We start from the raw sequence: 19,332 nt of genomic DNA on the forward strand, positions 1-19,332 counted from the left end.
GGGCGGGGTTTAACGCCCCCGCCGCACGTACGCTACAGGAACTACGCGTCGGCGTGTTCGCCGCCGTTCAGCGACTTGGCCAGGTCCAGCAGACGACGACGCGGACGCTCGCCGAGCAGGTAGTACGCGCGGATCAGATCCAGCGTCTCCTTGCGTGCGAACATCTCGCCGCCCTCGGCTTCGCCGGCAGCTTCGCGGCGAACCTGGTCGGAGAGGCCGTCATAGAAATAGCCAACCGGCACTTCCAGCGCCTCGGACAGCTGCCAGAGGCGAGCGGCCGAGATGCGGTTGGCGCCACACTCGTACTTTTGGATCTGCTGGAATCGCACACCCACCGTGCCGGCCAGTTGCTGCTGGGTCAGACCCAGAAGGCGGCGGCGTCGGCGCAGTCGCTTGCCCAGATGAACGTCGATGTCGTTACCCATGGAAAGCCGAGCCCCCCTGCCATCTATCGAGCGTCCCGAAACGGAACGGTCCGCTTCAACAGCCGCAAGTCGCGTGCCGGGCGAAGTGGCGTTGCGCGCAGCGTGCAAGCCAGCCTACTAAGAACGCATGTCGGATAAGCGTCGGCCTTGGGCCCAGGATCTGCTGTGGCGCGCTGAGGCGCTGGGCTTTGACCTCTTCATCGCCCTGTTTCGCCTGCTGGGCGTGGACGCGGCGTCCAGTCTCGGTGGCTGGATCGGGCGCACCCTGGGTCCGCTTAGCGGGGCGCACAAGGTCGCCGAGCGCAATTTGAAGCTGGCTTTCCCGGAAAGGGACGAGGCCTGGCGTGAGCAGACCCTGGTCGCTCAATGGGACGGCCTGGGCCGTTCGTTCGCCGAATTCCCGCTGATGGACAGAATCCTGCCGTCCACCGGCCGGGTCGAGGTCGTCAACAAGGAGCGCTTGGCCGAGATCGCCGAGAACAAGATTCCCGTGGTGTTCGTGTCAGGTCATCTCTCGAATTGGGAGGTGATGCCGGCCGCCATCGTCGATAGCGGCGTGACCTGCGAGATGACCTATCGCGCGGCCAACAATCCCTATGTGGACAAGCGCATCAAGGACAGCCGCTTTCGCTATGGCGTACGCCTGTTCGCGCCCAAGGGCGGCGACGGCGCCCGGGAGTTGCTGGAAGGGATGAAGGAAGGTCGCTCGGTCGCCCTGATGAACGATCAGAAGTTCAACAATGGCGTGGCCGCCCCGTTCTTCGGGCACGACGCGCGCACCGCGCCGGGGCCAACCCGGCTGGCGATCCGCTTTGGCACGGTGCTGCAGCCGATGTCGGTTCAGCGGATCAAGGGCGCGCGGTTCCGGGCGGTGGTCCACGAGCCCATCGTCGTGCCCTCGACGGGCGACCGTACGGCCGATATCGAGGCCGGCGTGCGTCTGATCAACAGCTTTATGGAAGAGCGCATCCGCGAGCGTCCTGCGGAATGGTTCTGGGTTCATCGGCGCTGGCCAAACGAGGTCTATGCCGCGCTGGCGGCCAGGGAAGCCGAAGTCCGCCAGGACTAGATTTCCAGCGCGTCCTGACGTTCGCCTTGCCGACGGAAGGGGCCCGAATAGTTGGGCTCTTCGCGGCGGCGGCGGCAGGGGCCGAAATAGTCGCCCGAACGGATGAAAGGCCTGGGCCGGTAGATCACGATGTTGATGCGGTCTAGCAGCGAGCGCGCCGTCACCGGCTTGACCACAAGCTCGGTGATCCCGGCGTCACGAGCCTCGAACACGCGGTTCCGCTCGGCGAAGCCCGTCAGCATGATAATGGGCAGGAACGGATCGACGCTGTCTGGCGAGTTGCGGACCAGTTGGGTGAACTGCACCCCGTCCAGCGGCGACATCTTGAAATCGACGATGGCGATATCGATCGGACCCTCGCGTATGGCCTGCAGGGCTTCCGCGCCGTCCGTGGCTTCGCGAACGTGCCTTACGCCCACGCCATGCAGGATAGCGCCGACAATCGCCCGCATGTGGTGGTTATCGTCCACCAGCAGAAAGCGCAGATTGGCATACTCCGCCGACATGCGGTGGCCGTCTCCTTGTCAGACCGGGAACTCGAGGCGCGAGTAAACACATGGGCCCGCTTCTGAATAGTGAGGTCAGGGCTAATGGATGGTTTATTTTCGCGCTACGAGCGAGAGGCGTTGGCGCCGACCATCAGGGATGGATCGAGGTTGCGGCCCCGCCATTTCATGCGCCAGCACAGGTGCGGGCCCGTGGCGCGCCCTTCCTTGCCGACGGCGCCGATCATCTGACCCTGTTCGACAAAATCTCCAGCCATAACAATGGCTTTTGACAGGTGTAGGTAGGCGGTGATCAGGCCCTGGCCGTGATCGATCAGGATCAGGCCGCCCTCGAAATGTAGTCCGGTCTCGGCGAAGACGACCTGTCCGCCGGCTGGCGCGCGTACAGAAGTTCCCACGGGCGCGGCCAGGTCGACCCCAAAATGGGGACGCTTGGGCTCGCCGTTGAGTATGCGTTGCCCCCCGAAGCGCGCCGACCGTCTCGCGCCTTCGACAGGCAGGATGAAGCCGGCTTTGAAGGCGTCCAGGTCCGCGAGGCTATTGAAGCCCACAGCCTTGCGTTCGCCCTCGGCGGCGATGCGGGCCAGCAGGGTGGGGTCGACAGGCGCGACCTGATCGGCGGGCAGGCCGTCTATACGCTGGATGTCGAAGGTTCCCGGGGCGATCACCGCCTCGTGGCTGGCTGAGCCGTCGGCGGTGGTGACGGTGATGGTGACGACCGGCGGGGCGTCGCGGTCAAAGCCGACCACGAACCAGCCCTCTGCCGAGGCCAGACCCACGATCTCGCCATCAACATCGAGGGTGGCAAGGGGCGCCGTGCGGCCGATGGCATAACCACCCTGCACGAACTTGCCCGAGAGGGTCAGTCCGGGCGCCGAGGCCCAGGCGCTATGAGCCACGCCGCTGACGGCGAGGCCGGCCAGAAGCGCGCGACGGTTCAGGCGATCTTCTCTTGCCAGCGCTTCAGCGCCTCGGCGGGGGTGGCATAGGCTTCCTGCAGCTCGGGGCTCCAGTAGCGCAGGGCGTCCAGCGGGACCTTGGCGCCGGTGACGGCGCACAGCACGAAACGGCCCGGCGTCATGACGGCGAATTCGCCGTCGCCATAGTGCAGCACGGCCAGGCCGTCGGATTTTCCAAGGTCGCGATCATAAGCGTTCATGAGGGTGTTCTACGCCACGGCGACGCCTCAGAACAGGTCGCCCTGATCAGGTTTTGGTGTAGTCGGCTTTGGACGCGCCGGTTTGGGCGGAGCTGCCGTCAGGGCCGACGCTGGTGCCAAAGCCGGCGGAGCGCTGTCGTCGATCAATGCGGTGCGATCACCGTCGCCGAACTGCAGGCTGACCCAGTCGCCGGGGCCCAGGCTGGCGGCCGAGCGGACGATCGAGCGATCGGCCTTGCGGACCAGGGCAAAGCCCATGTCCAGCGGCCGTTCGGGATTGAGCGACTGGCGCAGCTTTTCCAGGTTGGACAGCCGGTCGGCATCGCGCTGCAGGCGGCGCTTGCCGGCGTCGTTGAGGCGGCTCCACAGGGCGGGCAGGCGGGCGTTCTGGGCGATGCGCTCGGGTGCGCGGCGGGCGGCCAGATCCATGCGGCGCGACAGGTCGCTCAGGCGGTCGGCCTTGACCTGCCGCTGACGGCCCAGCGCCTGCGGCGATAGACGGGCGGTGACCCGCAGCAGGGCCTGGGCATGGACGGCGGTGTTGCGGCCCAGGGCCGCGTCGAGGCGTCCCGCGGCGATGTCGAAGCGCTGCTGCGCCAGGGCCAGCAGGTCGGCGGGGCGGGGCAGGCCGCGCGCGGCGCTGACCAGGCGGGTGCGACGATCCTCGATCAGTCGCGCGCCGCTGCGGTTGAGGCGGCGGTCATAGTCGGAGACCAGGGCTCGCAGCTCGCCCAGCACCGGCGTGGCGATCTCGGCGGCGGCCGTTGGGGTGGGCGCGCGACGGTCGGAGACAAAGTCGATCAGGGTGGTGTCGGTCTCGTGGCCGACCGCCGAGATCAAGGGAATGTCGCTGGCCGCCACGGTGCGGGCCAGGGTCTCGTCATTGAAGGCCCAGAGGTCTTCCACCGAGCCGCCGCCGCGGGCGACGATGATGATATCGGGACGGGGCACATGGCCACCCGGCGCTATGGCGTTGAAGCCGCGAATGGCCCCGGCCACCTGCGCGGCGGCCTGATCGCCCTGCACCACCACCGGCCAGACCAGCACGTGGCAAGGCCAGCGGTCGCGGATGCGGTGCAGGATGTCGCGGATCACCGCGCCGGTCGGGCTGGTGATCACGCCGACCACGGCGGGCATCGAGGGCAGGGGGCGTTTGCGTGACGCCTCGAACAGGCCCTCGCCGTGCAGCTTGGCCTTCAGGCGTTCGAGTTGGGCCAGCAGCGCGCCGACCCCGGCGGCCTCCATGCTCTCGATGACGATCTGGTAGCGCGAGCCGGCCGGATAGGTGGTGATCTTGCCGGTGACGATGACTTCCAGGCCGTGCTCGGGCCGCACGCCGAGGCCCCGCACAGAGCCCTTCCAGACCACGCCGTCGATCGCCGACTTGTCGTCCTTGATGGTCAGATAGACGTGGCCGTTGCCGTGGTGGGTGACCTTCGACAGCTCGCCGCGCAGCCGCACATGGGAATAGCTGGTTTCCAGCGTGCGCTTCAGCGCAAAGGCCAGTTCCGAAACGGAATAGGCGGGCGCGTTGGAATCAGGGGCGGCGACGTCGGTCATGCGCACAGCATAAGGCCCTCCCCGACGAACGGGGAGGGCCGCATGAGAGACTTGTTCTTATGGCTAGGATCTAGATGTAGCGGCGCAGCGAGCGGGCCAGCTCGGTGGGGCCGGCCTTCTTCTTGGATTGTTGCGGCTGGTAGGCCACCCGGGCGTGTTCGCCGCAGTAGGGGCCTTCCGACGAGCGACGGCCGCAGAAGGTGAAGCCGTCCGACGAGGGATCGCCGATTGGCCACTTGCACATGTGGGCGCCCAGGGTCAGCACGGTGGCCGAACCGGGTTGCTCGTCGCGATAGACGGGCAGGGTCGGGGGGGCGACGCCGGACGACACAACGGCTTGCGTCGGTGTGTGCTCGGGCGTGACGACCCGGCGCGGCGCGGACGGCATGGTCTGCGCGGCGGGCCGGGCGGGACGTGGGGCCTTAAAGGCCGGACGCGCCGGTTGCGAGGGGGCCGCGCGGCCCGACAGGCCGAGGCGGTGGACCTTGCCGATCACGGCGTTACGCGTAACGCCGCCCAGTTGTTTGGCGATCTGACTGGCCGAAAGCCCGTCCAGCCAGAGTTTCTTCAAGGTCGTGACCCGATCGTCGGTCCAGCTCATGCCCGTCTCCCGCCATTGATAGAGTCCGAGGCTTCCCCAAGCCTTGGGCCCTACATCTGGTGTTTTGACCACCCCGCCGGCGGTCGTCCTACCATATATCGTAAAGAAAACGTTAAACCACACAATGGGCGCCAAGTGGTCTGTCCACAGAAACTAGATGTTGATTCGGAAAGGGTCCGACTTGCGCCTGGAGAGCCCAAAGCGCACATGCGTAAGGGAATTTTGGGACTCGGGTTCATGAGAGACATGGCAGACAGCGTCGTTCCGCCGCAGCCGCGCGATTATCACGGCTGGAACTGGAGCGGGTTCTTCACCCTGTACCAGCGCGAGATCCGCCGCTTCTGGAAGGTGGGCACCCAGACCGTGGCCGCTCCGGTGGTCACCACCTTGCTCTACATGCTGGTCTTCGTGGTCGCCGTCGGCCCCGCGCGCCAGGCGGTGGACGGGGTGAGCTTTGGCCATTTTGTGGCTCCCGGCCTGATCATGATGGCCATCCTCAACAACGCCTTCGCCAATTCGTCCTCGTCGCTGATCCAGGCCAAGATGATGGGCCTGACGCCGGACTTCCTGACCCCGCCGCTATCGCCTCTGGAGCAGGTCTCGGCCTTCGCCCTGGGCGCGGCGACGCGTGGCGTGGTGGTCGGGGCGGTGACGGCGATTGTCATCGGCCTGCTGCCGGGCGCGGGCCTGGGCGTGGCCCACGTCTGGCCGATCTTCTATTTCGGGATCGGCGCCTCGCTGATCCTGGGACTGGCCGGCATTCTGGCGGGCCTGTGGGCCGAGAAGTTCGACCAGCTGTCGGCCGTGACCAACTTCCTGATCATGCCGATGACCTTTCTGTCGGGAACCTTCTATCTGGTCGACAAGCTGCCCGAGCCGTTCCGGACGGCCAGCCACTACAATCCGTTCTTCTATCTGATCGACGGCTTCCGCTATGGCTTCATCGGTCATGCCGATGGTTCGATCCTCGTCGGCGTGTTCACCACAGCGGCTCTGGTGGTCGGGCTTTTCCTGTGGTGCTGGCATCTGTTCCGCATCGGATATCGCCTGAAGACCTGATGGCGTGATCCCAAGGCCACCCGCGCGCAATTTCACAGCAGTTTCATTGACAGAGCGTCGTTCCACGGCGACAACCTGCGGCCTTCCGGTCCCCGTGCGAACAGCGCGGGGGCTTGTTTCCTTTTTGGGAGGCGGTCTTGACCAGCCCTACGTCTTTGAAGTCTTCGCAACAGCACATCATGGGCGTCTACAACCGCGCCCCGTTGGCGTTTGAGCGAGGCCAAGGCGCGCGCCTGTTCTCGACTGACGGCGATGTGTATCTGGACTGCGTGGCGGGCATCGCCACCGATGGCCTGGGCCACGCCCATCCCGTTCTGGTCGAGGCGCTCAAGACCCAGGCCGACAAGCTCTGGCACGTCTCCAACATCTATCGCATCCCCGAGCAGGAAGAGCTGGCTGACAAGCTGTGCGCCCACAGCTTCGCTGACGTGGTGTTCTTCACCAACTCGGGCACCGAGGCGATCGAGTGCGCGCTGAAGACGGCCCGCAAGTACCACACCGCCAATGGCCAGCCCGAGCGCACCGAGATCTTCGGCTTCGACGGCTCGTTCCACGGCCGCTCCTATGCGGCGGTCAACGCTTCGGGCAATCCCAGCTATGTCGAGGGCTTTGGCCCGCGCCTGCCGGGCTACGGCCAGCTGAAATTCGGCGACCATGACGCCCTCAAGGCCGCCATCGCCCTGCCGACCACGGCGGCGATCATCGTCGAGCCCGTTCAGGGCGAGGGCGGCGCGCGCTCCATCCCCGAGCACTGCCTGGTCAGCCTGCGTTCGCTGTGCGACGAGCACGGCGTCCTGCTGATCTATGACGAAGTGCAGTGCGGCATGGGCCGGACCGGCAAGCTGTTCGCCTATGAGTGGGCCCCCGGCGGCGAGCCGCACATCATGGCCGTGGCCAAGGCCCTGGGCGGCGGCTTCCCGGTCGGCGCCTGCCTGGCCACCACCGAAGCGGCCAAGGGCATGACCGTGGGCGTCCACGGCTCGACCTTCGGCGGCAACCCGCTGGCCATGGCCGTCGGCAAGGCGGCCTTCGACACGATCAACACCCCCGAGATCCTCGACAACGTGAAGACCGTGGCCGGCTATTTCGTTCAACAGCTGAACGGCCTGAAGGATCGCTTCCCGGACGTCATCGTCGACATCCGCGGCAAGGGCTTCCTGATCGGCATCAAGCTGATCCCGAACAACCGCGAGTTCATGGTCCTGGCCCGCGACGAGAAGCTGCTGGTGGCCGGGGGCGGCGACAACTGCGTGCGCCTGCTGCCGCCGCTGAACCTGACCATCGAGGAAGCCAGCGAGGCGATCGCCAAGCTGGAAAAGGCCTGCGAAGCCGCGCGCGTCAAGCTGGCGGCCGCCTGATCTTCACACTGTAAATCACCCGCTCCGGCGACAGCCGGGGCGGGCTCTGGGATTTGGCCGATATGACCACCCCCCGGCACTTCATCGATCTATGGAAGCTGGACGGCGCCACGCTGCGCCTGATGCTGGAGGACGCCAAGGCCCGCAAGGCCGCCCGCAAGGGCTGGGGCCAGGGCAAGGTCGATGCCGACGCGCCCGCCGATGGTCGCGTTCTGGCGATGATCTTCCAGAAGAACTCGACCCGCACCCGCTTCTCTTTCGACGCGGCGATCCGCCAATTGGGCGGCTCGGGGATCATCTCGACCTCCAACGACATGCAGCTGGGTCGCGGCGAGACCATCGAGGACACCGCCCGCGTGCTGTCGCGGATGGTCGATGCGGTGATGATCCGCGCCAACAGCCACGCCGATGTCGAGCGCTTCGCCCAGGTCTCGACCGTGCCGGTGATCAATGGCCTGACCGACAAGAGCCACCCGTGCCAGATCATGGCCGACCTGCTGACCATCGAAGAGCATCGCGGCGATGTGGGCGGCAAGACCATCGCCTGGGTCGGTGACGGCAACAATGTCTGCTCCAGCTTCATCCACGCCGCGCCGCTACTGGGCTTCAAGCTGAAGATCGCCTGTCCGGCGGTCTATCACCCCGACCTGGTTGATCTGGCGCGCGCCCAGGACCTGCAAGGCCTGGTGAGCATGACCGACGATCCCCGGGAGGCCGTGCGCGGCGCCGACGTGGTCGTGGCCGACACCTGGGTCTCGATGGGCGACACCGATCATGACGAGCGCCTTGCCGCGCTGGAGGCCTATCAGGTCGACGAGGCGTTGATGGACCTGTCGGCCCCTGATGGCGTGTTCCTGCACTGCCTGCCGGCGCACCGGGGCGAGGAAGTCACCGATGCTGTGCTCGATGGCCCGCGCTCCCTGGCCTGGGACGAGGCCGAGAACCGCATCCACGCTCAGAAATCGGTTCTGGCCTGGGCGTTTGGAGCCATCGGCTAAGGCGGGAAGAGAGCGCCGGCCAGTGCCCGGTGGGGTTGAACACTGGCCGGCTTTGCCGCCGCGTATGGGCAAAAGCGGCGACCCTTCTGGCGTGACCCGACTCTCGACGCCCGACAATGGGTCTGACCCCGTACCGTACCCATATTGGATAGGGTCCGGTCCCCTCAGGCGGCCCCGCATCTAGGGGCTCGCATTTTCGTTGGAAGCCCCTATCTAACCGCCCCATGACCGACACCACCGCCATGCCCGCCCTCGATGACATCGTGTCCGCCTTCCAGATCGAAGGCCTGCCCGTGCGCGGCCGCCTTGTGCGCCTGGGCGCCGCCGTCGATGAGGTGCTGACCCGTCACGACTATCCTGAGCCCGTCGCCAACCTGCTGGGCGAGGCCTGCGCTCTGGCCGCCCTGGTCGGTTCCAGCCTGAAGTTCGAGGGGCGCCTGATCGTTCAGGCCCAGGGCGACGGCCCCGTGCGCTATGTGGTGGTCGATTACGACACCAGCGGCGGCCTGCGCGGCTATTGCCGGTTCGACGCCGAGGAGGTGGCCAAGGCCTCGGAAGGCTTCGTGCGCCCCGGCGCCAAGACCCTGCTGGGCGGCGGCGTGTTCATCATGACCCTGGATCAGGGCCCCGACATGGACCGCTATCAGGGCGTCACGCCTATTGAGGGCGAGACCCTGGCCCTGTGCGCCGAGCAGTATTTCCAGCAGTCGGAACAGACCCCGACCCGCGTGCGTCTGGCCGTCGGTCAGGCCGATAGCGGCGAGGGTCTGAAGTGGCGCGCCGGCGGCATCCTGATCCAGTCGATTGCCGGCGACGAGACGCGCGGCGAGACGAAGGAAGCCTGGAACCACGCCCAGGCCTTCTTCGAAACCACCGGCGAGGATGAGCTGATCGACCCGACGATCGATTCACCCACCTTGCTGTGGCGGCTGTTCAACGAGGACGGCGTGCGTCTGATCGAGGAGAAGCCACTGCGCTCCTTCTGTCGCTGCACCGACGACCGTATCGCCGTGGTGATCCAGTCGTTCACTGAGGCGGAAAAGGCCGAGATGGTCGAGCCCGACGGCAAGATCCACGTGACGTGCGAGTACTGCTCGCGGGTCTATGCGGTCGATCCTGAAACGGTCGGCGAGGGCTAAATCCTCCCCCGCTAGGGGGAGGATCTTCCTCTAATTGTACCGTCGCGCGGCGCCCGGCAGGTGCAGCGAGAACTCAGGGATCTCGGCTTCGAACACGTCGCCGCCCTCGGTCATCATCTGGTAGCTGCCGCGCATGGCGCCCGACGAGGTCGGCAGGGGGCAGCTGGAGACGTAGCGGAACGCCTCGCGGGCCTTCAGTTCCGGCTGCTCGCCGACCACGCCCGAACCCTCGACCTCGTTGCAGCGATTGAGCGCGTCGGTGATCGCCCAGCGGCGGGCGACCAGATGCACGGTCTCGATGCCATGGTTCTCGATCTCTACCGTGTAGGACCACAGATAGAGACCTTCCTCGGGCGCGGATTCCTCGGGCAGGTAGACGGGCGCCACGCGCACGACGATGTCGCGCGTGCGGGCTTCATAGATACCGCCATCGGCGCCGCGACGTTTGCGGATCCGCTGCAGCGGCGGGGAGGTTTCACGCCTGCTCGAGCGCACGGGTCACATCTCGCGTCAGATCGGCAAGGCTTTCGAGACCGACCGACAGGCGCACGCCGCCTTCGGTGACGCCCAGGGACGGACGTTCGGCCTCGGGCACCGAGCGGTGGGTGGTGGTCGGCGGGTGGGTGGCCATCGACTTGGCGTCGCCCAGATTGTTGGAGATATCGACGATCTCCAGTGCGTTCAGGAACTTGAACGCGGCTTCTCGCGTGCCGAGATCCAGGGCCACCACGGTGCCGCCGCCCGTCATCTGCGACTTGGCGACGTTGTGGCCCGGGTGGTCGTGGCGGAAGGGGTAGAGCACCTTCTGAGTCTTCTTGTGCTCGGCGATGACATTGGCCAGGGCAAACGCAGTGTCGGTCTGGCGGCGAACGCGCAGGTCCAGCGTCTCCAGGCCCTTGACCAGCACCCAGGCGTTGAAGGGCGACAGCGACGGGCCGGTGTGGCGCAGCATGTCGCGATAGCATTCCTCAGCGATCGCCTCGCTGGTCAGGATGGCCCCGCCCAGCACGCGGCCCTGACCGTCGATGTGCTTGGTGGCCGAATAGACCACGATATCGGCGCCCAGCTTCAGCGGCTGCTGGAAGATCGGGGTGGCGAAGACGTTGTCGACAATGACCTTGGCCCCGACCGCGTGGGCGATCTCGGAGACGGCGCGGATGTCGGTGATCTCGAGCACCGGGTTGGACGGCGTCTCGATCAGCACGGCCTTGGTGTTGGGGCGCATGGCCGCTTCCCAGGCCTTGGGATCAGTGGCGTCGACGAAGGTGGTTTCCACGCCGAAGCGCGGAAGCCATTCAGAAATCAGCCAGCGGCACGAGCCGAACAGGGCGCGGCCGGCCACCACGTGATCGCCAGCCTTCACTAGGCCCATCAGCGACGCATTGATCGAGGCCATGCCCGTGGCCTGGGCGCGGCAGACCTCGGCGCCTTCGAGCAGGGCCAGGCGGTCCTCGAACATCTTCACGGTCGGGTTGTTGAACCGCGAATAGACGAAGCCCGGATCCTCGCCGGAGAAGCGGCGGTCGGCGCCCTCGGCGCTGTCATAGGTGAAGCCCTGGGTCAGGTAGAGCGCCTCGGCGGTCTCCATATGTTGCGACCGGGCCAGCCCCCCGCGGATCAGCTTGGTCGCGATGTCCCAGTCTTTCGGGTCCTCGGCCACGGGGTCTTCCTTCTTCGGCGCGGAAAAGGCCGGCATAAGGGGTTCAGCGGCGCGCACGGTCAAGGCGATGCGGCCTGATTTCAACATCAGAATTGCTTGAGGCGAGCCAGCCTCGCTCCAGCCTTGCCTTCCAGGCGAGCTTTAGCGACTGTCGCGCCAATGACCGACGCCCACGCCGCAGGGATTCTGCCCTGCCAGACCATCGAAGACCTCATTGCCCAGGCGGCGATCACCTCTCAGACGCCGTTTGACGTCGATCAGGTGCAGCCCGCCAGCCTGGATCTGCGCCTGGGCGCGCGCGCCTGGCGGGTGCGCGCCTCGTTCCTACCGGGCCTGGGCCGTCGCGTGTCCGAGCGTCTGAAAGACGTGGCGATGCACGAGCTCGATTTGACCAAGGGGGCAGTGCTGGAGAAGGGCTGCGTCTATATCGCCGAGCTTCAGGAGAGGCTGGCCCTGCCGGCCAATATCTCGGCGCGCGGCAATCCCAAGAGCTCGACCGGGCGGGTCGACGTGTTCGTGCGCCTGCTGACCAATCACAGCCGTGCCTTTGACGATGTCGACGCGGGCTATGAGGGGCCGCTCTATATGGAGATCGCGCCCCAGACCTTCTCGGTGCTGGTGCGGTCGGGCACGCGGCTGAACCAGCTGCGCCTCAAGCGCGGCGAGCCGGCCAAGCTGTCGATCCGCAGTGTCGGTGTCGACCTGTCGCCCGGCATGGGCGGCATCGTCGGCTTCCGCGGACGTCGCCACGCCGGCGTGGTCGACCTGGACCGCGAGGACGGCCACGATCCGCGCGACTTCTGGGAGCCGCTGGAAACCCGCCATGGCGAGTTGCTGCTGGATCCGGGCGAGTTCTATATCCTGGCCTCCAAGGACGACATCGAGATCCCGGTGATGGAAGCGGCCGAGATGACGCCGATCGATCCCTCGGTCGGTGAGTTCCGCGTCCACTATGCCGGCTTCTTCGATCCAGGCTTCGGCACCGAAGAGGCCGGCGCTGTCGGCTCCAAGGGCGTGCTGGAAGTACGCAGTCACGAAACCCCGTTCCTGCTGGAGGACGGCCAGACGGTGGCGCGCCTGGTCTATGAGCCCCTGACCTCGCGGCCGGTGCGGCTGTACGGCGAGGGCGGGTCACACTACCAGCGCCAGGGTCTGAAACTGTCCAAGCACTTCAAGGCCTGGACCTAGCCGCGACGAGCGGATTCGGCGCTTCGGTAAAGAGTGATTTTCGGTCAGCCGGTGTCGCATCGCCTGTCGCGCGGCACGGCGTCACACTAGATGTGGTGGGCCTTCTACAGTTGTCCGCAAGTGATAGCTTGAGTGGGCGGAGAGATCAGTCGCGTTTCGCGTTCTGGCCGATCGACCGCCGGAGCTTCAAGCGTGTCAAAATCTCGCCGAGACCCCTTCGCCATTCTCGCCATCCGTATCCGCGCCTGGGAGGCCTGCGCCCGCATCCCGGCCTGCGACAAGGCCATCTGGCGACAGGATGCCGCCGGTCGGGTTATCCGCTGGGCCGACTTTGGCGACCGCTTTTCGCGCTACGGCTGGGAAATGCGCACCTGCAGAAGCGCGGGCGTTCTGGCCCGCGCCCTGAAGCGTCACACGATTGAGGCGATCCACTGGCGTGGTGTTCTGGGCGATGAGGCCCGCGACATTTTCGATCTGCCCAAGGCCGCTTGAAAAGCTGACGGACCTTACATTTAGTCGCCTCTCCCATACAAAAAGATAAGCACGCTTGACATGTCGTTGGTGCATGTGACAAATACCCTTGTCATTTCGATAGGGGTGCTTGTCATGAACGAGCGTATTGGCCGCCAAGCGGCGCGTGAGGGTCTGGCGCAGAAGCTGTTACTGGGCTCAGGGATTGTCGGGGCCATCCTTGGCGCTGGAGGCGGGCTGCTGAGCGGCCTTGACGTAGCCGTGCCGCGGCCGCTGGTCTTCGGTGGAAGTCTGGTGGTCGTCGTGGCGCTGTTCTGGGTGTCCGTCATCTACTGGCGCAACATCGATGAGGCCGCGCGCGAGGCTCACAAGTTCGCCTGGTTCTGGGGCGGGACCGGCGGGATCCTGGTGATCCTGCCCATCGCCACCCTGATCAGCACTGAGCGCCTTGTCGCCGTAATGGGCCCGCATGACCCGGGCGAGTGGCTCGCCTTCGGCGTTGCCGCCCTGCTGGTCGCCCAGTTGGTCGGCTACGGCCTGGTCTGGACCGGTTGGTGGCTGCGTCAGCGCTGATCCGAAAAGAGGATATCCGACATGAACACGTCAACGACCGCCGCCGGCCGCCGCTACATCGCCCGGTTTATCCCCGCCATGCTCGCCTATGTCGTGGTGCTGTCCGGCGCCTTGTGGGCCATCAGCACGCTTGAGCCGACCGGGCCGCTGCTCTGGGTTTTGGCCATCGCCCCGGCGCTGCCGGTCATCGCGGTGATCGCCATCATGGGCCTCTACCTGATCGAGGAGACCGACGAGTTCATCCGCTCGGTCCTGGTCCAGTCGATGCTGTGGGGGGTCGGGATCACGCTGTCGGCCTGCACGGCCTGGGGCTTTCTCGAGAACGCCGACGTGGTGCCGCACATTCCGCTCTATCTGGTGTTTCCGCTATTCTGCGGCAGCTTCGGCCTGGCCCAGCCCTTCGTTCGCCGGAGGTACCAGTGAAGAACCGGCTCAAGGTGCTGCGCGCCGAGCGCGACTGGAGCCAGGCCGACCTCGCTGAACGCCTGGAGGTCTCGCGCCAGACCATCAACGCCCTGGAGACGGGCAAGTACGATCCCAGCCTGCCGCTGGCCTTCAAGATCGCCCGGCTCTTCAGCCAACCCATCGAATCCATTTTCCAGGACGAGGCCTAAGGCCGGTCCGTAAGGAGCATCGCCATGACTGTCGCGTCGAAGTTCCCCAAGTTTCTTGCGACCCCCAAGGGGCGCGTCATCATCGCTCTTAGCCTCGCGGGCGGCGTTGTCGGGTTCAGCTCGGGCCTGTTGATCGGCAAGCTCGAGAAGGGTGGGACGTTAAGTCTTCAGGCCCTGGGCTGGTCAGACATTCTGTCGGGGCTCATCGCCCTGATGCTGATTGCGACCGGACTGATGGTGCTGATCGTCAGCTTTAGTCGGAAGGCCTCTGGCCGAGTTCTGGATCCCGCCAGCCAGCGCGATGCGACCTCAGCCCAGGCTTCCTATTATCGGCAGCAGGGTGTCGTTTCGCTGCTGGCGGGCCTGATGCTGGCCGCGCCGGTCCTGGTCCTCTCGGTCGATGATCCGCCGCCTTTCGAGCTTGCCGCTGCCGTGATGACCGGCATCGTGGCGCTGTTTCTGGTCCAGACAGTCGCCAATCTGACCCTCTGGTTCCGCAGTGACGAACTGGTTCGGCGGGTGATTTCCGAGACGGGCGCTGCCACCTTCTGGCTCCTGCAGGGCGCACTGTTTTTGTGGGCCGCCGGCGAAAAGCTGAACCTGCTGCCTGCGCTATCCCTCTGGGACGCCGTCAGTCTGATGATGGCCAGCTATCTGCTGCTCTCCGCCATTGTCGCCCACCGCCGCGGTCTTGCCTGATCGACCGCCGGGTCTCTCTCTCTCTCTCTCTCTCTCTCTCCTTAAACGTCTCGAACGGACAAACGCCATGACTTCTCGTCTGCCAGCGCGCGCCGCCGCTTGCCTGATCGCCATCCTTGCCGCCATCGGCGTGTTCGGGGGCAACCACGCCCACGCGGCCCCGGTGTCCGACCGCATCGCGGTCACGGTCAGCGGGCAGGGGCCTGATGTGGTGCTGATCCCCGGCCTGGCCTCTTCCGGCGCGGTCTGGGACGCCACGGTCAAGCAGCTGTCAGGCCGCTATCGGGTCCATGTCGTTCAGGTCGCCGGTTTCGCCGGCGCGCCGGTCGGCGGCAATGCCGAGGGGGCCGTGCTGGAACCGCTGGTCGAAGCCGTCGACAGCTATATCAAGAGCGCCGGTCTGAAGTCGCCGGCCGTGATCGGCCATTCAATGGGCGGCCTGACTGGCCTGATGCTGGCCCGCCGCCATCCCGAGGATCTCAGCCGCCTGATGATCGTCGACAGCCTGCCGTTCTATGCGGTGCTGTTCTCGCCGGCCGCCACGGTCGAGGGCGTCAGGCCGCAGGCGACCGCCATGCGCGACGGCATGACCGCTATGTCGGCCGAGACCTTCGCCGCCCAGCAGGCCATGACCATGCCCCGCCTGGTCAAGTCGCCGGACGGCCTGAAGGCCGCGCTGGACTGGTCCAGGACCTCGTCGCAACCGGTCGTGGCGCGCGCCCTGTACGATGTTCTGACCACGGACATGCGCGGCGAGCTGGCCGCGGTCACCACGCCGACCACCATGCTCTACCCCTATGATCCGGCCATGGGCGCGCCCCAGGCCATGGTCGACCAGACCTATGCCGGCGCCTACGCCAAGCTGGCCGGGGCCAGGCTGGAGCGCATCGACGGCGCCTTTCACTTCATCATGGTCGACCAGCCGGCCGCCTTCGCCGCCGCCGTCGAGCGCTTCCTGAAATAGCCGCCTTCGCCGGGCCTGATTGCGCCCGGCGAGGCTTCGCCCCTAACTCGTCCTCGCATCTGCTCAGAGAATCACATGTTTCAACCCCTCATCCAGTCCGCCCGCCGCGCGGCCATCGGCCTGGTTTCCCTGCTGGCCCTTGGCCTCGCCGCCCCGGCCACCGCCGAGCCCGCCCTTTGGGCGATCAAGGACCAGGACTCGACGATCTACCTGTTCGGCACGGTCCACGTGCTGAAGCCGGCGACCCAGTGGCGCTCGCCCCGGATCGATCAGGCCCTGAAAGCCAGCGACGATCTGGTGATCGAGGTCCTGGGCGCCGACGACCCGGCGGTCATGCAGCCGCTGGTCATGCAGTACGGCCTGGACCGCGCCACCCCGCTGTCGCAGAAGCTGTCGCCCAGGGACCTCAAGCGCGCCCAGGGTCTGGCCCTGGCCGCGGGCATGCCGCCCCAGGCCATGGAGGTCATGCGACCCTGGCTGGCCTCGATCTCGCTGGCCATGCTGCCGGTGATCAAGGCCGGCTACGATCCACGCAGCGGGGTCGAGCAGGTGGTGTCCGCCGAGATGAAGGCGGCGGGCAAGCCGGCCTCGTCGCTGGAGACCGCCGAACAGCAGATCCGCTTCTTCGCCGACATGCCGACCAAGACCGAGGTCGAGATGCTGCGGGCCACCCTGGACGACGCCGAAGCCGGCCCGGCCAAGATCGACAGCATGGTCGCGGCCTGGGCGGCCGGCGACATCCGGTCCCTGGAGGAGCAGTTCATCACCGAGATGAAGACCAACTATGCCGAGGTCTATGGCGTGCTGCTGACCGACCGCAATCGCGACTGGGCCAGGCAGCTGAAGACCAAGCTCGCCGGATCGGGCGTCAGTTTCGTCGCGGTCGGGGCGGGGCACCTGGTCGGCGCTGACAGCCTGCAGGCGCAGCTGGCGACGCTGGGCGTCCAGACCGAGCGCGTGAACTAGCCACGCCAGGGACGGGTGCGCCGGTCGGTCGCATCCGTCAACGCGGGCGACGGTTGAGCCAAGGCGCGAGACCCGTTACGCACATCAGACAACGGTGAAGATCGCGCCGCAGAGATCCGTCATGTCCGCCCAGACCGCCGCCAAGAAACACACCGCCCTTCGCATCCTGGTGACCGGCGGGGCCGGCTTTGTCGGCTCTCACCTGTGCGACCGACTGATCGCGCGGGGCGACCGGGTGGTGTGCCTGGACAACCTGTTCACGGGCAGCAAGGACAACATCGCCCACCTGATGGATCACCCGAACTTCGAGTTCGTGAACCACGACGTGAACCATCCGATCTTCATTCCGGTCGACCAGATCTATAACCTGGCCTGCCCAGCCTCGCCGATCCACTACCAGTACGATCCGGTGATGACCGTGCGCACCAATGTCCTGGGCGCGATCAACATGCTGGACCTGGCCAAGCGCACCGGCGCCCGGGTCATGCAGGCCTCGACCAGCGAGGTCTATGGCGATCCCGAGATCCACCCGCAGGTCGAAAGCTATTGGGGCCGGGTCAATCCGATCGGCCCACGGGCCTGCTATGACGAGGGCAAGCGCTGCGCCGAGACGCTGTTCTTCGACAGCTTCCGGCAGGACAGCATCGACATCAAGGTGGTGCGGATCTTCAACACCTATGGTCCGCGCATGGCGATCAATGACGGCCGCGTGGTCAGTAATTTCGTGGTCCAGGCCCTGACCAACCAGCCGATCACCATCTATGGCGAAGGCCAGCAGACCCGCAGCTTCTGCTATGTCGACGACCTGGTCGAAGGCTTCATCCGGATGATGGCCACGCCCACCGGCTTCACAGGCCCGGTCAATATCGGCAATCCCAACGAGTTCACGATCCTGGAGCTTGCCCAGCAGACCATCGCTCAGATCGGCTCGACCTCGGTGATCGAGCGCAAGCCGCTGCCGCAGGACGATCCCCGCCAGCGTCAGCCCGACATCACCCTGGCCAGGTCGGCGCTGGACTGGGAGCCCAGGACCCAGCTCAAGGAAGGCCTGGCCAGGACCATCGCCCATTTCAAGGCCGTTCTGGGCAAAGGCCTGGTCGAGGACGAGCGCCGAGCCTAGCCGGTTTCACCGTCTGTAGCTCTTGAGAACCCCGCCCAGACCCGCTCCAAGGCGCTGCAAGGGTTTGCGGCGCGGGCGTTGATCGTCGGGCCGCCTTTAATGGCGTCTGGTCAAGAGGTCTCCACCAGCGATCACGAACTTTGCCGTCATGCGATGGCAAGTTCCGGCCAGCGTCGCCCTCCGCTGCGGATAGCAGGATCTCGCGGGACCGCGGGCCCAGATGCCCGTCGACGGCCCGTCGCGAGGCGCCGTCCAGTACAGCATAGGCGGTCTGGAGCCGCCCCAGTCGCCAGGCGCGATAGGCGTTGGCGCGATACCGGAAGGTGACGCCCGATCCGATGTAGTGCGTGCGGGCCGCTCCGCTGCTGACAGCCTGCTGATTGGCGGCCATCTCGGGCAGGAAGCGGTCTTCGATCAGATCCATCAAGGGACCGAGATCGTCCGGTATGCGCGTCATCAGGGCTGCAGAACGGCTGGGATCGGGTTTCAGGGCCCATAGTCGGGCGACCCAGCCGGCGACCGACGGCGCACGCGCGCGCATGATCGCTGCGGGTGTCGGGTCGCAGGCGAAATGCCGAAACAGCGGCCCAAACAGTCCGATATCCGCCCGTGTCGGCGCTTCGCCCAGCAACCAGTCCCGCCGCGCGAAGATCTTGTCCAGCGCGTCGAGCGTGTCCAGATAGTCCGCCTCGACGCGGAAGCGATTGGCCCGGTTCACGCCCTCACCGCCCAGATAGACGGACCTTTGCCGAAGCAGTGCAGCCTGACGTCTCAGCGCCCTGGGTAGAGCGATGTCGCGGAACATGCCGTCAGCAAGCCGTCCGCTCATCAACTGGGCGTCCGCCCGATAGGCCCATCGATAGTAGAGCGCCGGTCGCCAAAGATGCTCGTCACCATAGGTTTCGATCAGAGCCGCGAGGAAGCTCAGGGCGGGGTCGGACGGTGTGAGGGCGCTTTGGGGATGGTCAGCCTCAAGTTGGTCGATGATGACCGGGGTATCGGTCAGCCAGCGGCCATCGGGCAGTTCCAGCTGGGGCATCTGGCGGACGCCGGTCTTAAGAGCCAGGGCGCGAAACGCGGCCGTATCCATCTCCTGAAGGCGATAGGGCAGGCCCTTGGCGCGCAGATATCCCTCCAGCTTGCCCGTGAAATAGGACAAATCGAGCCCGTGAACGATGAGCATCGGAGCCCGCCTTTCGCTGC

23 protein-coding genes are annotated in these 19,332 nt (G+C 66.2%); 14 read left to right on the forward strand and 9 right to left on the reverse strand.

Translation table 11 applies throughout. The features are described 5' to 3' along the window. Nucleotides 1-41: 41 nt before the first annotated feature. The gene (locus ACN2C8_RS06355) at nucleotides 42-425 is read right to left on the reverse strand and encodes a helix-turn-helix domain-containing protein (protein WP_419255001.1); all 384 of its coding nucleotides are present in this window, start codon (nucleotides 423-425) and stop codon (nucleotides 42-44) included. Nucleotides 426-552: 127 nt separating this feature from the next. On the opposite strand from ACN2C8_RS06355, the gene ACN2C8_RS06360 reads away from it, so the two are divergent. Further along, nucleotides 553-1,494, forward strand: coding sequence for a lysophospholipid acyltransferase family protein (locus ACN2C8_RS06360; protein ID WP_419255003.1), 942 nt, complete (start codon nucleotides 553-555; stop codon nucleotides 1,492-1,494). Here ACN2C8_RS06360 and ACN2C8_RS06365 read toward each other — a convergent pair. From ACN2C8_RS06365 to ACN2C8_RS06385, 5 genes are all read right to left on the reverse strand, one after another. After that, nucleotides 1,491-2,000, reverse strand: a complete 510-nt coding sequence (locus tag ACN2C8_RS06365; protein WP_419255005.1) for a response regulator — start codon at nucleotides 1,998-2,000, stop codon at nucleotides 1,491-1,493. The two genes, ACN2C8_RS06360 and ACN2C8_RS06365, sit on opposite strands and share 4 nt — an antisense overlap. 104 nt (nucleotides 2,001-2,104) lie before the next feature. After that, nucleotides 2,105-2,899: a M23 family metallopeptidase gene (locus ACN2C8_RS06370; protein WP_419255006.1), complete on the reverse strand. Its 795-nt coding sequence runs from the start codon at nucleotides 2,897-2,899 to the stop codon at nucleotides 2,105-2,107. A gap of 38 nt (nucleotides 2,900-2,937) precedes the next feature. Further along, a complete protein-coding gene (locus ACN2C8_RS06375) occupies nucleotides 2,938-3,159 on the reverse strand; it encodes a DUF2093 domain-containing protein (protein ID WP_419255008.1) in 222 nt (73 codons plus the stop codon). A gap of 27 nt (nucleotides 3,160-3,186) precedes the next feature. Then, nucleotides 3,187-4,719 (reverse strand): exodeoxyribonuclease VII large subunit, encoded by a 1,533-nt coding sequence (gene xseA, locus ACN2C8_RS06380; RefSeq protein ID WP_419255010.1) that lies wholly within the window; start codon nucleotides 4,717-4,719, stop codon nucleotides 3,187-3,189. 70 nt (nucleotides 4,720-4,789) lie between these two features. Continuing rightward, entirely contained in the window at nucleotides 4,790-5,320 is a 531-nt protein-coding gene (locus tag ACN2C8_RS06385; RefSeq protein ID WP_419255012.1) for a GcrA family cell cycle regulator, read from the reverse strand. Nucleotides 5,321-5,557: 237 nt separating this feature from the next. Between ACN2C8_RS06385 and ACN2C8_RS06390 the strand changes: the two genes are divergently transcribed. The 4 genes from ACN2C8_RS06390 to ACN2C8_RS06405 all read left to right on the forward strand — a co-directional run bounded on the left by ACN2C8_RS06390 (nucleotide 5,558) and on the right by ACN2C8_RS06405 (nucleotide 9,874). Beyond that, nucleotides 5,558-6,379, forward strand: a complete 822-nt coding sequence (locus ACN2C8_RS06390) for an ABC transporter permease (protein ID WP_419255013.1) — start codon at nucleotides 5,558-5,560, stop codon at nucleotides 6,377-6,379. A gap of 179 nt (nucleotides 6,380-6,558) precedes the next feature. Further along, nucleotides 6,559-7,737: an aspartate aminotransferase family protein gene (locus ACN2C8_RS06395; RefSeq protein ID WP_419255825.1), complete on the forward strand. Its 1,179-nt coding sequence runs from the start codon at nucleotides 6,559-6,561 to the stop codon at nucleotides 7,735-7,737. A 62-nt stretch (nucleotides 7,738-7,799) separates the two neighbouring features. After that, nucleotides 7,800-8,735, forward strand: coding sequence for an ornithine carbamoyltransferase (gene argF, locus ACN2C8_RS06400; RefSeq protein ID WP_419255015.1), 936 nt, complete (start codon nucleotides 7,800-7,802; stop codon nucleotides 8,733-8,735). Nucleotides 8,736-8,959: 224 nt separating this feature from the next. Next, a complete protein-coding gene (locus ACN2C8_RS06405) occupies nucleotides 8,960-9,874 on the forward strand; it encodes an Hsp33 family molecular chaperone (RefSeq protein WP_419255016.1) in 915 nt (304 codons plus the stop codon). A 30-nt stretch (nucleotides 9,875-9,904) separates the two neighbouring features. On the opposite strand, the gene apaG is transcribed toward ACN2C8_RS06405, so the two are convergent. Beyond that, nucleotides 9,905-10,369, reverse strand: a complete 465-nt coding sequence (gene apaG / locus ACN2C8_RS06410; protein ID WP_419255017.1) for a Co2+/Mg2+ efflux protein ApaG — start codon at nucleotides 10,367-10,369, stop codon at nucleotides 9,905-9,907. Then, nucleotides 10,350-11,534, reverse strand: a complete 1,185-nt coding sequence (gene metZ / locus ACN2C8_RS06415) for an O-succinylhomoserine sulfhydrylase (protein WP_419255826.1) — start codon at nucleotides 11,532-11,534, stop codon at nucleotides 10,350-10,352. Before metZ ends, apaG begins: the two co-directional genes overlap by 20 nt. Nucleotides 11,535-11,693: 159 nt before the next feature. On the opposite strand from metZ, the gene ACN2C8_RS06420 reads away from it, so the two are divergent. The 9 genes from ACN2C8_RS06420 (at nucleotide 11,694) to ACN2C8_RS06460 (ending at nucleotide 18,129) form a co-directional block, all read left to right on the forward strand. Next, on the forward strand, nucleotides 11,694-12,722 hold the full coding sequence (locus ACN2C8_RS06420) for a 2'-deoxycytidine 5'-triphosphate deaminase (RefSeq protein ID WP_419255018.1): 1,029 nt from the start codon (nucleotides 11,694-11,696) through the stop codon (nucleotides 12,720-12,722). Nucleotides 12,723-12,914: 192 nt separating this feature from the next. Next, nucleotides 12,915-13,214, forward strand: coding sequence for a hypothetical protein (locus ACN2C8_RS06425; protein WP_419255019.1), 300 nt, complete (start codon nucleotides 12,915-12,917; stop codon nucleotides 13,212-13,214). Between the two features lie 114 nt (nucleotides 13,215-13,328). After that, nucleotides 13,329-13,766: a hypothetical protein gene (locus ACN2C8_RS06430; RefSeq protein WP_419255020.1), complete on the forward strand. Its 438-nt coding sequence runs from the start codon at nucleotides 13,329-13,331 to the stop codon at nucleotides 13,764-13,766. Between the two features lie 21 nt (nucleotides 13,767-13,787). After that, the gene (locus ACN2C8_RS06435; RefSeq protein WP_419255021.1) at nucleotides 13,788-14,189 is read left to right on the forward strand and encodes a hypothetical protein; all 402 of its coding nucleotides are present in this window, start codon (nucleotides 13,788-13,790) and stop codon (nucleotides 14,187-14,189) included. After that, nucleotides 14,186-14,380, forward strand: coding sequence for a helix-turn-helix transcriptional regulator (locus ACN2C8_RS06440; protein WP_419255022.1), 195 nt, complete (start codon nucleotides 14,186-14,188; stop codon nucleotides 14,378-14,380). Before ACN2C8_RS06435 ends, ACN2C8_RS06440 begins: the two co-directional genes overlap by 4 nt. A gap of 24 nt (nucleotides 14,381-14,404) precedes the next feature. After that, on the forward strand, nucleotides 14,405-15,079 hold the full coding sequence (locus tag ACN2C8_RS06445; RefSeq protein ID WP_419255023.1) for a hypothetical protein: 675 nt from the start codon (nucleotides 14,405-14,407) through the stop codon (nucleotides 15,077-15,079). Between the two features lie 67 nt (nucleotides 15,080-15,146). Beyond that, a complete protein-coding gene (locus tag ACN2C8_RS06450; RefSeq protein ID WP_419255024.1) occupies nucleotides 15,147-16,043 on the forward strand; it encodes an alpha/beta fold hydrolase in 897 nt (298 codons plus the stop codon). Between the two features lie 75 nt (nucleotides 16,044-16,118). Continuing rightward, a complete protein-coding gene (locus ACN2C8_RS06455; protein WP_419255025.1) occupies nucleotides 16,119-17,009 on the forward strand; it encodes a TraB/GumN family protein in 891 nt (296 codons plus the stop codon). 121 nt (nucleotides 17,010-17,130) lie between these two features. Then, on the forward strand, nucleotides 17,131-18,129 hold the full coding sequence (locus ACN2C8_RS06460; RefSeq protein ID WP_419255026.1) for a UDP-glucuronic acid decarboxylase family protein: 999 nt from the start codon (nucleotides 17,131-17,133) through the stop codon (nucleotides 18,127-18,129). Here ACN2C8_RS06460 and ACN2C8_RS06465 read toward each other — a convergent pair. Then, nucleotides 18,080-19,312, reverse strand: a complete 1,233-nt coding sequence (locus ACN2C8_RS06465; protein ID WP_419255027.1) for a glutathione S-transferase family protein — start codon at nucleotides 19,310-19,312, stop codon at nucleotides 18,080-18,082. The two genes, ACN2C8_RS06460 and ACN2C8_RS06465, sit on opposite strands and share 50 nt — an antisense overlap. Between the last annotated feature and the right edge of the window lie 20 nt (nucleotides 19,313-19,332).

This window comes from Caulobacter sp. ErkDOM-C (assembly GCF_048541825.1).
GTDB lineage: Bacteria > Pseudomonadota > Alphaproteobacteria > Caulobacterales > Caulobacteraceae > Caulobacter.

What these genes read in the sequence shown, in the direction of transcription:
- ACN2C8_RS06430 (WP_419255020.1), top strand. Translation starts at nt 13,329, where the DNA reads ATGAACGAGCGTATTGGCCGCCAAGCGGCGCGTGAGGGTCTGGCGCAG.
- ACN2C8_RS06395 (WP_419255825.1), top strand. Translation starts at nt 6,559, where the DNA reads ATGGGCGTCTACAACCGCGCCCCGTTGGCGTTTGAGCGAGGCCAAGGC.
- ACN2C8_RS06435 (WP_419255021.1), top strand. Translation starts at nt 13,788, where the DNA reads ATGAACACGTCAACGACCGCCGCCGGCCGCCGCTACATCGCCCGGTTT.
- argF (WP_419255015.1), top strand. Translation starts at nt 7,800, where the DNA reads ATGACCACCCCCCGGCACTTCATCGATCTATGGAAGCTGGACGGCGCC.
- ACN2C8_RS06420 (WP_419255018.1), top strand. Translation starts at nt 11,694, where the DNA reads ATGACCGACGCCCACGCCGCAGGGATTCTGCCCTGCCAGACCATCGAA.
- ACN2C8_RS06355 (WP_419255001.1), bottom strand. Translation starts at nt 425, where the DNA reads ATGGGTAACGACATCGACGTTCATCTGGGCAAGCGACTGCGCCGACGC.
- ACN2C8_RS06445 (WP_419255023.1), top strand. Translation starts at nt 14,405, where the DNA reads ATGACTGTCGCGTCGAAGTTCCCCAAGTTTCTTGCGACCCCCAAGGGG.
- ACN2C8_RS06365 (WP_419255005.1), bottom strand. Translation starts at nt 2,000, where the DNA reads ATGTCGGCGGAGTATGCCAATCTGCGCTTTCTGCTGGTGGACGATAAC.
- ACN2C8_RS06390 (WP_419255013.1), top strand. Translation starts at nt 5,558, where the DNA reads ATGAGAGACATGGCAGACAGCGTCGTTCCGCCGCAGCCGCGCGATTAT.
- ACN2C8_RS06375 (WP_419255008.1), bottom strand. Translation starts at nt 3,159, where the DNA reads ATGAACGCTTATGATCGCGACCTTGGAAAATCCGACGGCCTGGCCGTG.
- xseA (WP_419255010.1), bottom strand. Translation starts at nt 4,719, where the DNA reads ATGACCGACGTCGCCGCCCCTGATTCCAACGCGCCCGCCTATTCCGTT.
- ACN2C8_RS06405 (WP_419255016.1), top strand. Translation starts at nt 8,960, where the DNA reads ATGACCGACACCACCGCCATGCCCGCCCTCGATGACATCGTGTCCGCC.
- ACN2C8_RS06460 (WP_419255026.1), top strand. Translation starts at nt 17,131, where the DNA reads ATGTCCGCCCAGACCGCCGCCAAGAAACACACCGCCCTTCGCATCCTG.
- ACN2C8_RS06450 (WP_419255024.1), top strand. Translation starts at nt 15,147, where the DNA reads ATGACTTCTCGTCTGCCAGCGCGCGCCGCCGCTTGCCTGATCGCCATC.
- ACN2C8_RS06455 (WP_419255025.1), top strand. Translation starts at nt 16,119, where the DNA reads ATGTTTCAACCCCTCATCCAGTCCGCCCGCCGCGCGGCCATCGGCCTG.
- ACN2C8_RS06385 (WP_419255012.1), bottom strand. Translation starts at nt 5,320, where the DNA reads ATGAGCTGGACCGACGATCGGGTCACGACCTTGAAGAAACTCTGGCTG.
- ACN2C8_RS06465 (WP_419255027.1), bottom strand. Translation starts at nt 19,312, where the DNA reads ATGCTCATCGTTCACGGGCTCGATTTGTCCTATTTCACGGGCAAGCTG.
- ACN2C8_RS06360 (WP_419255003.1), top strand. Translation starts at nt 553, where the DNA reads ATGTCGGATAAGCGTCGGCCTTGGGCCCAGGATCTGCTGTGGCGCGCT.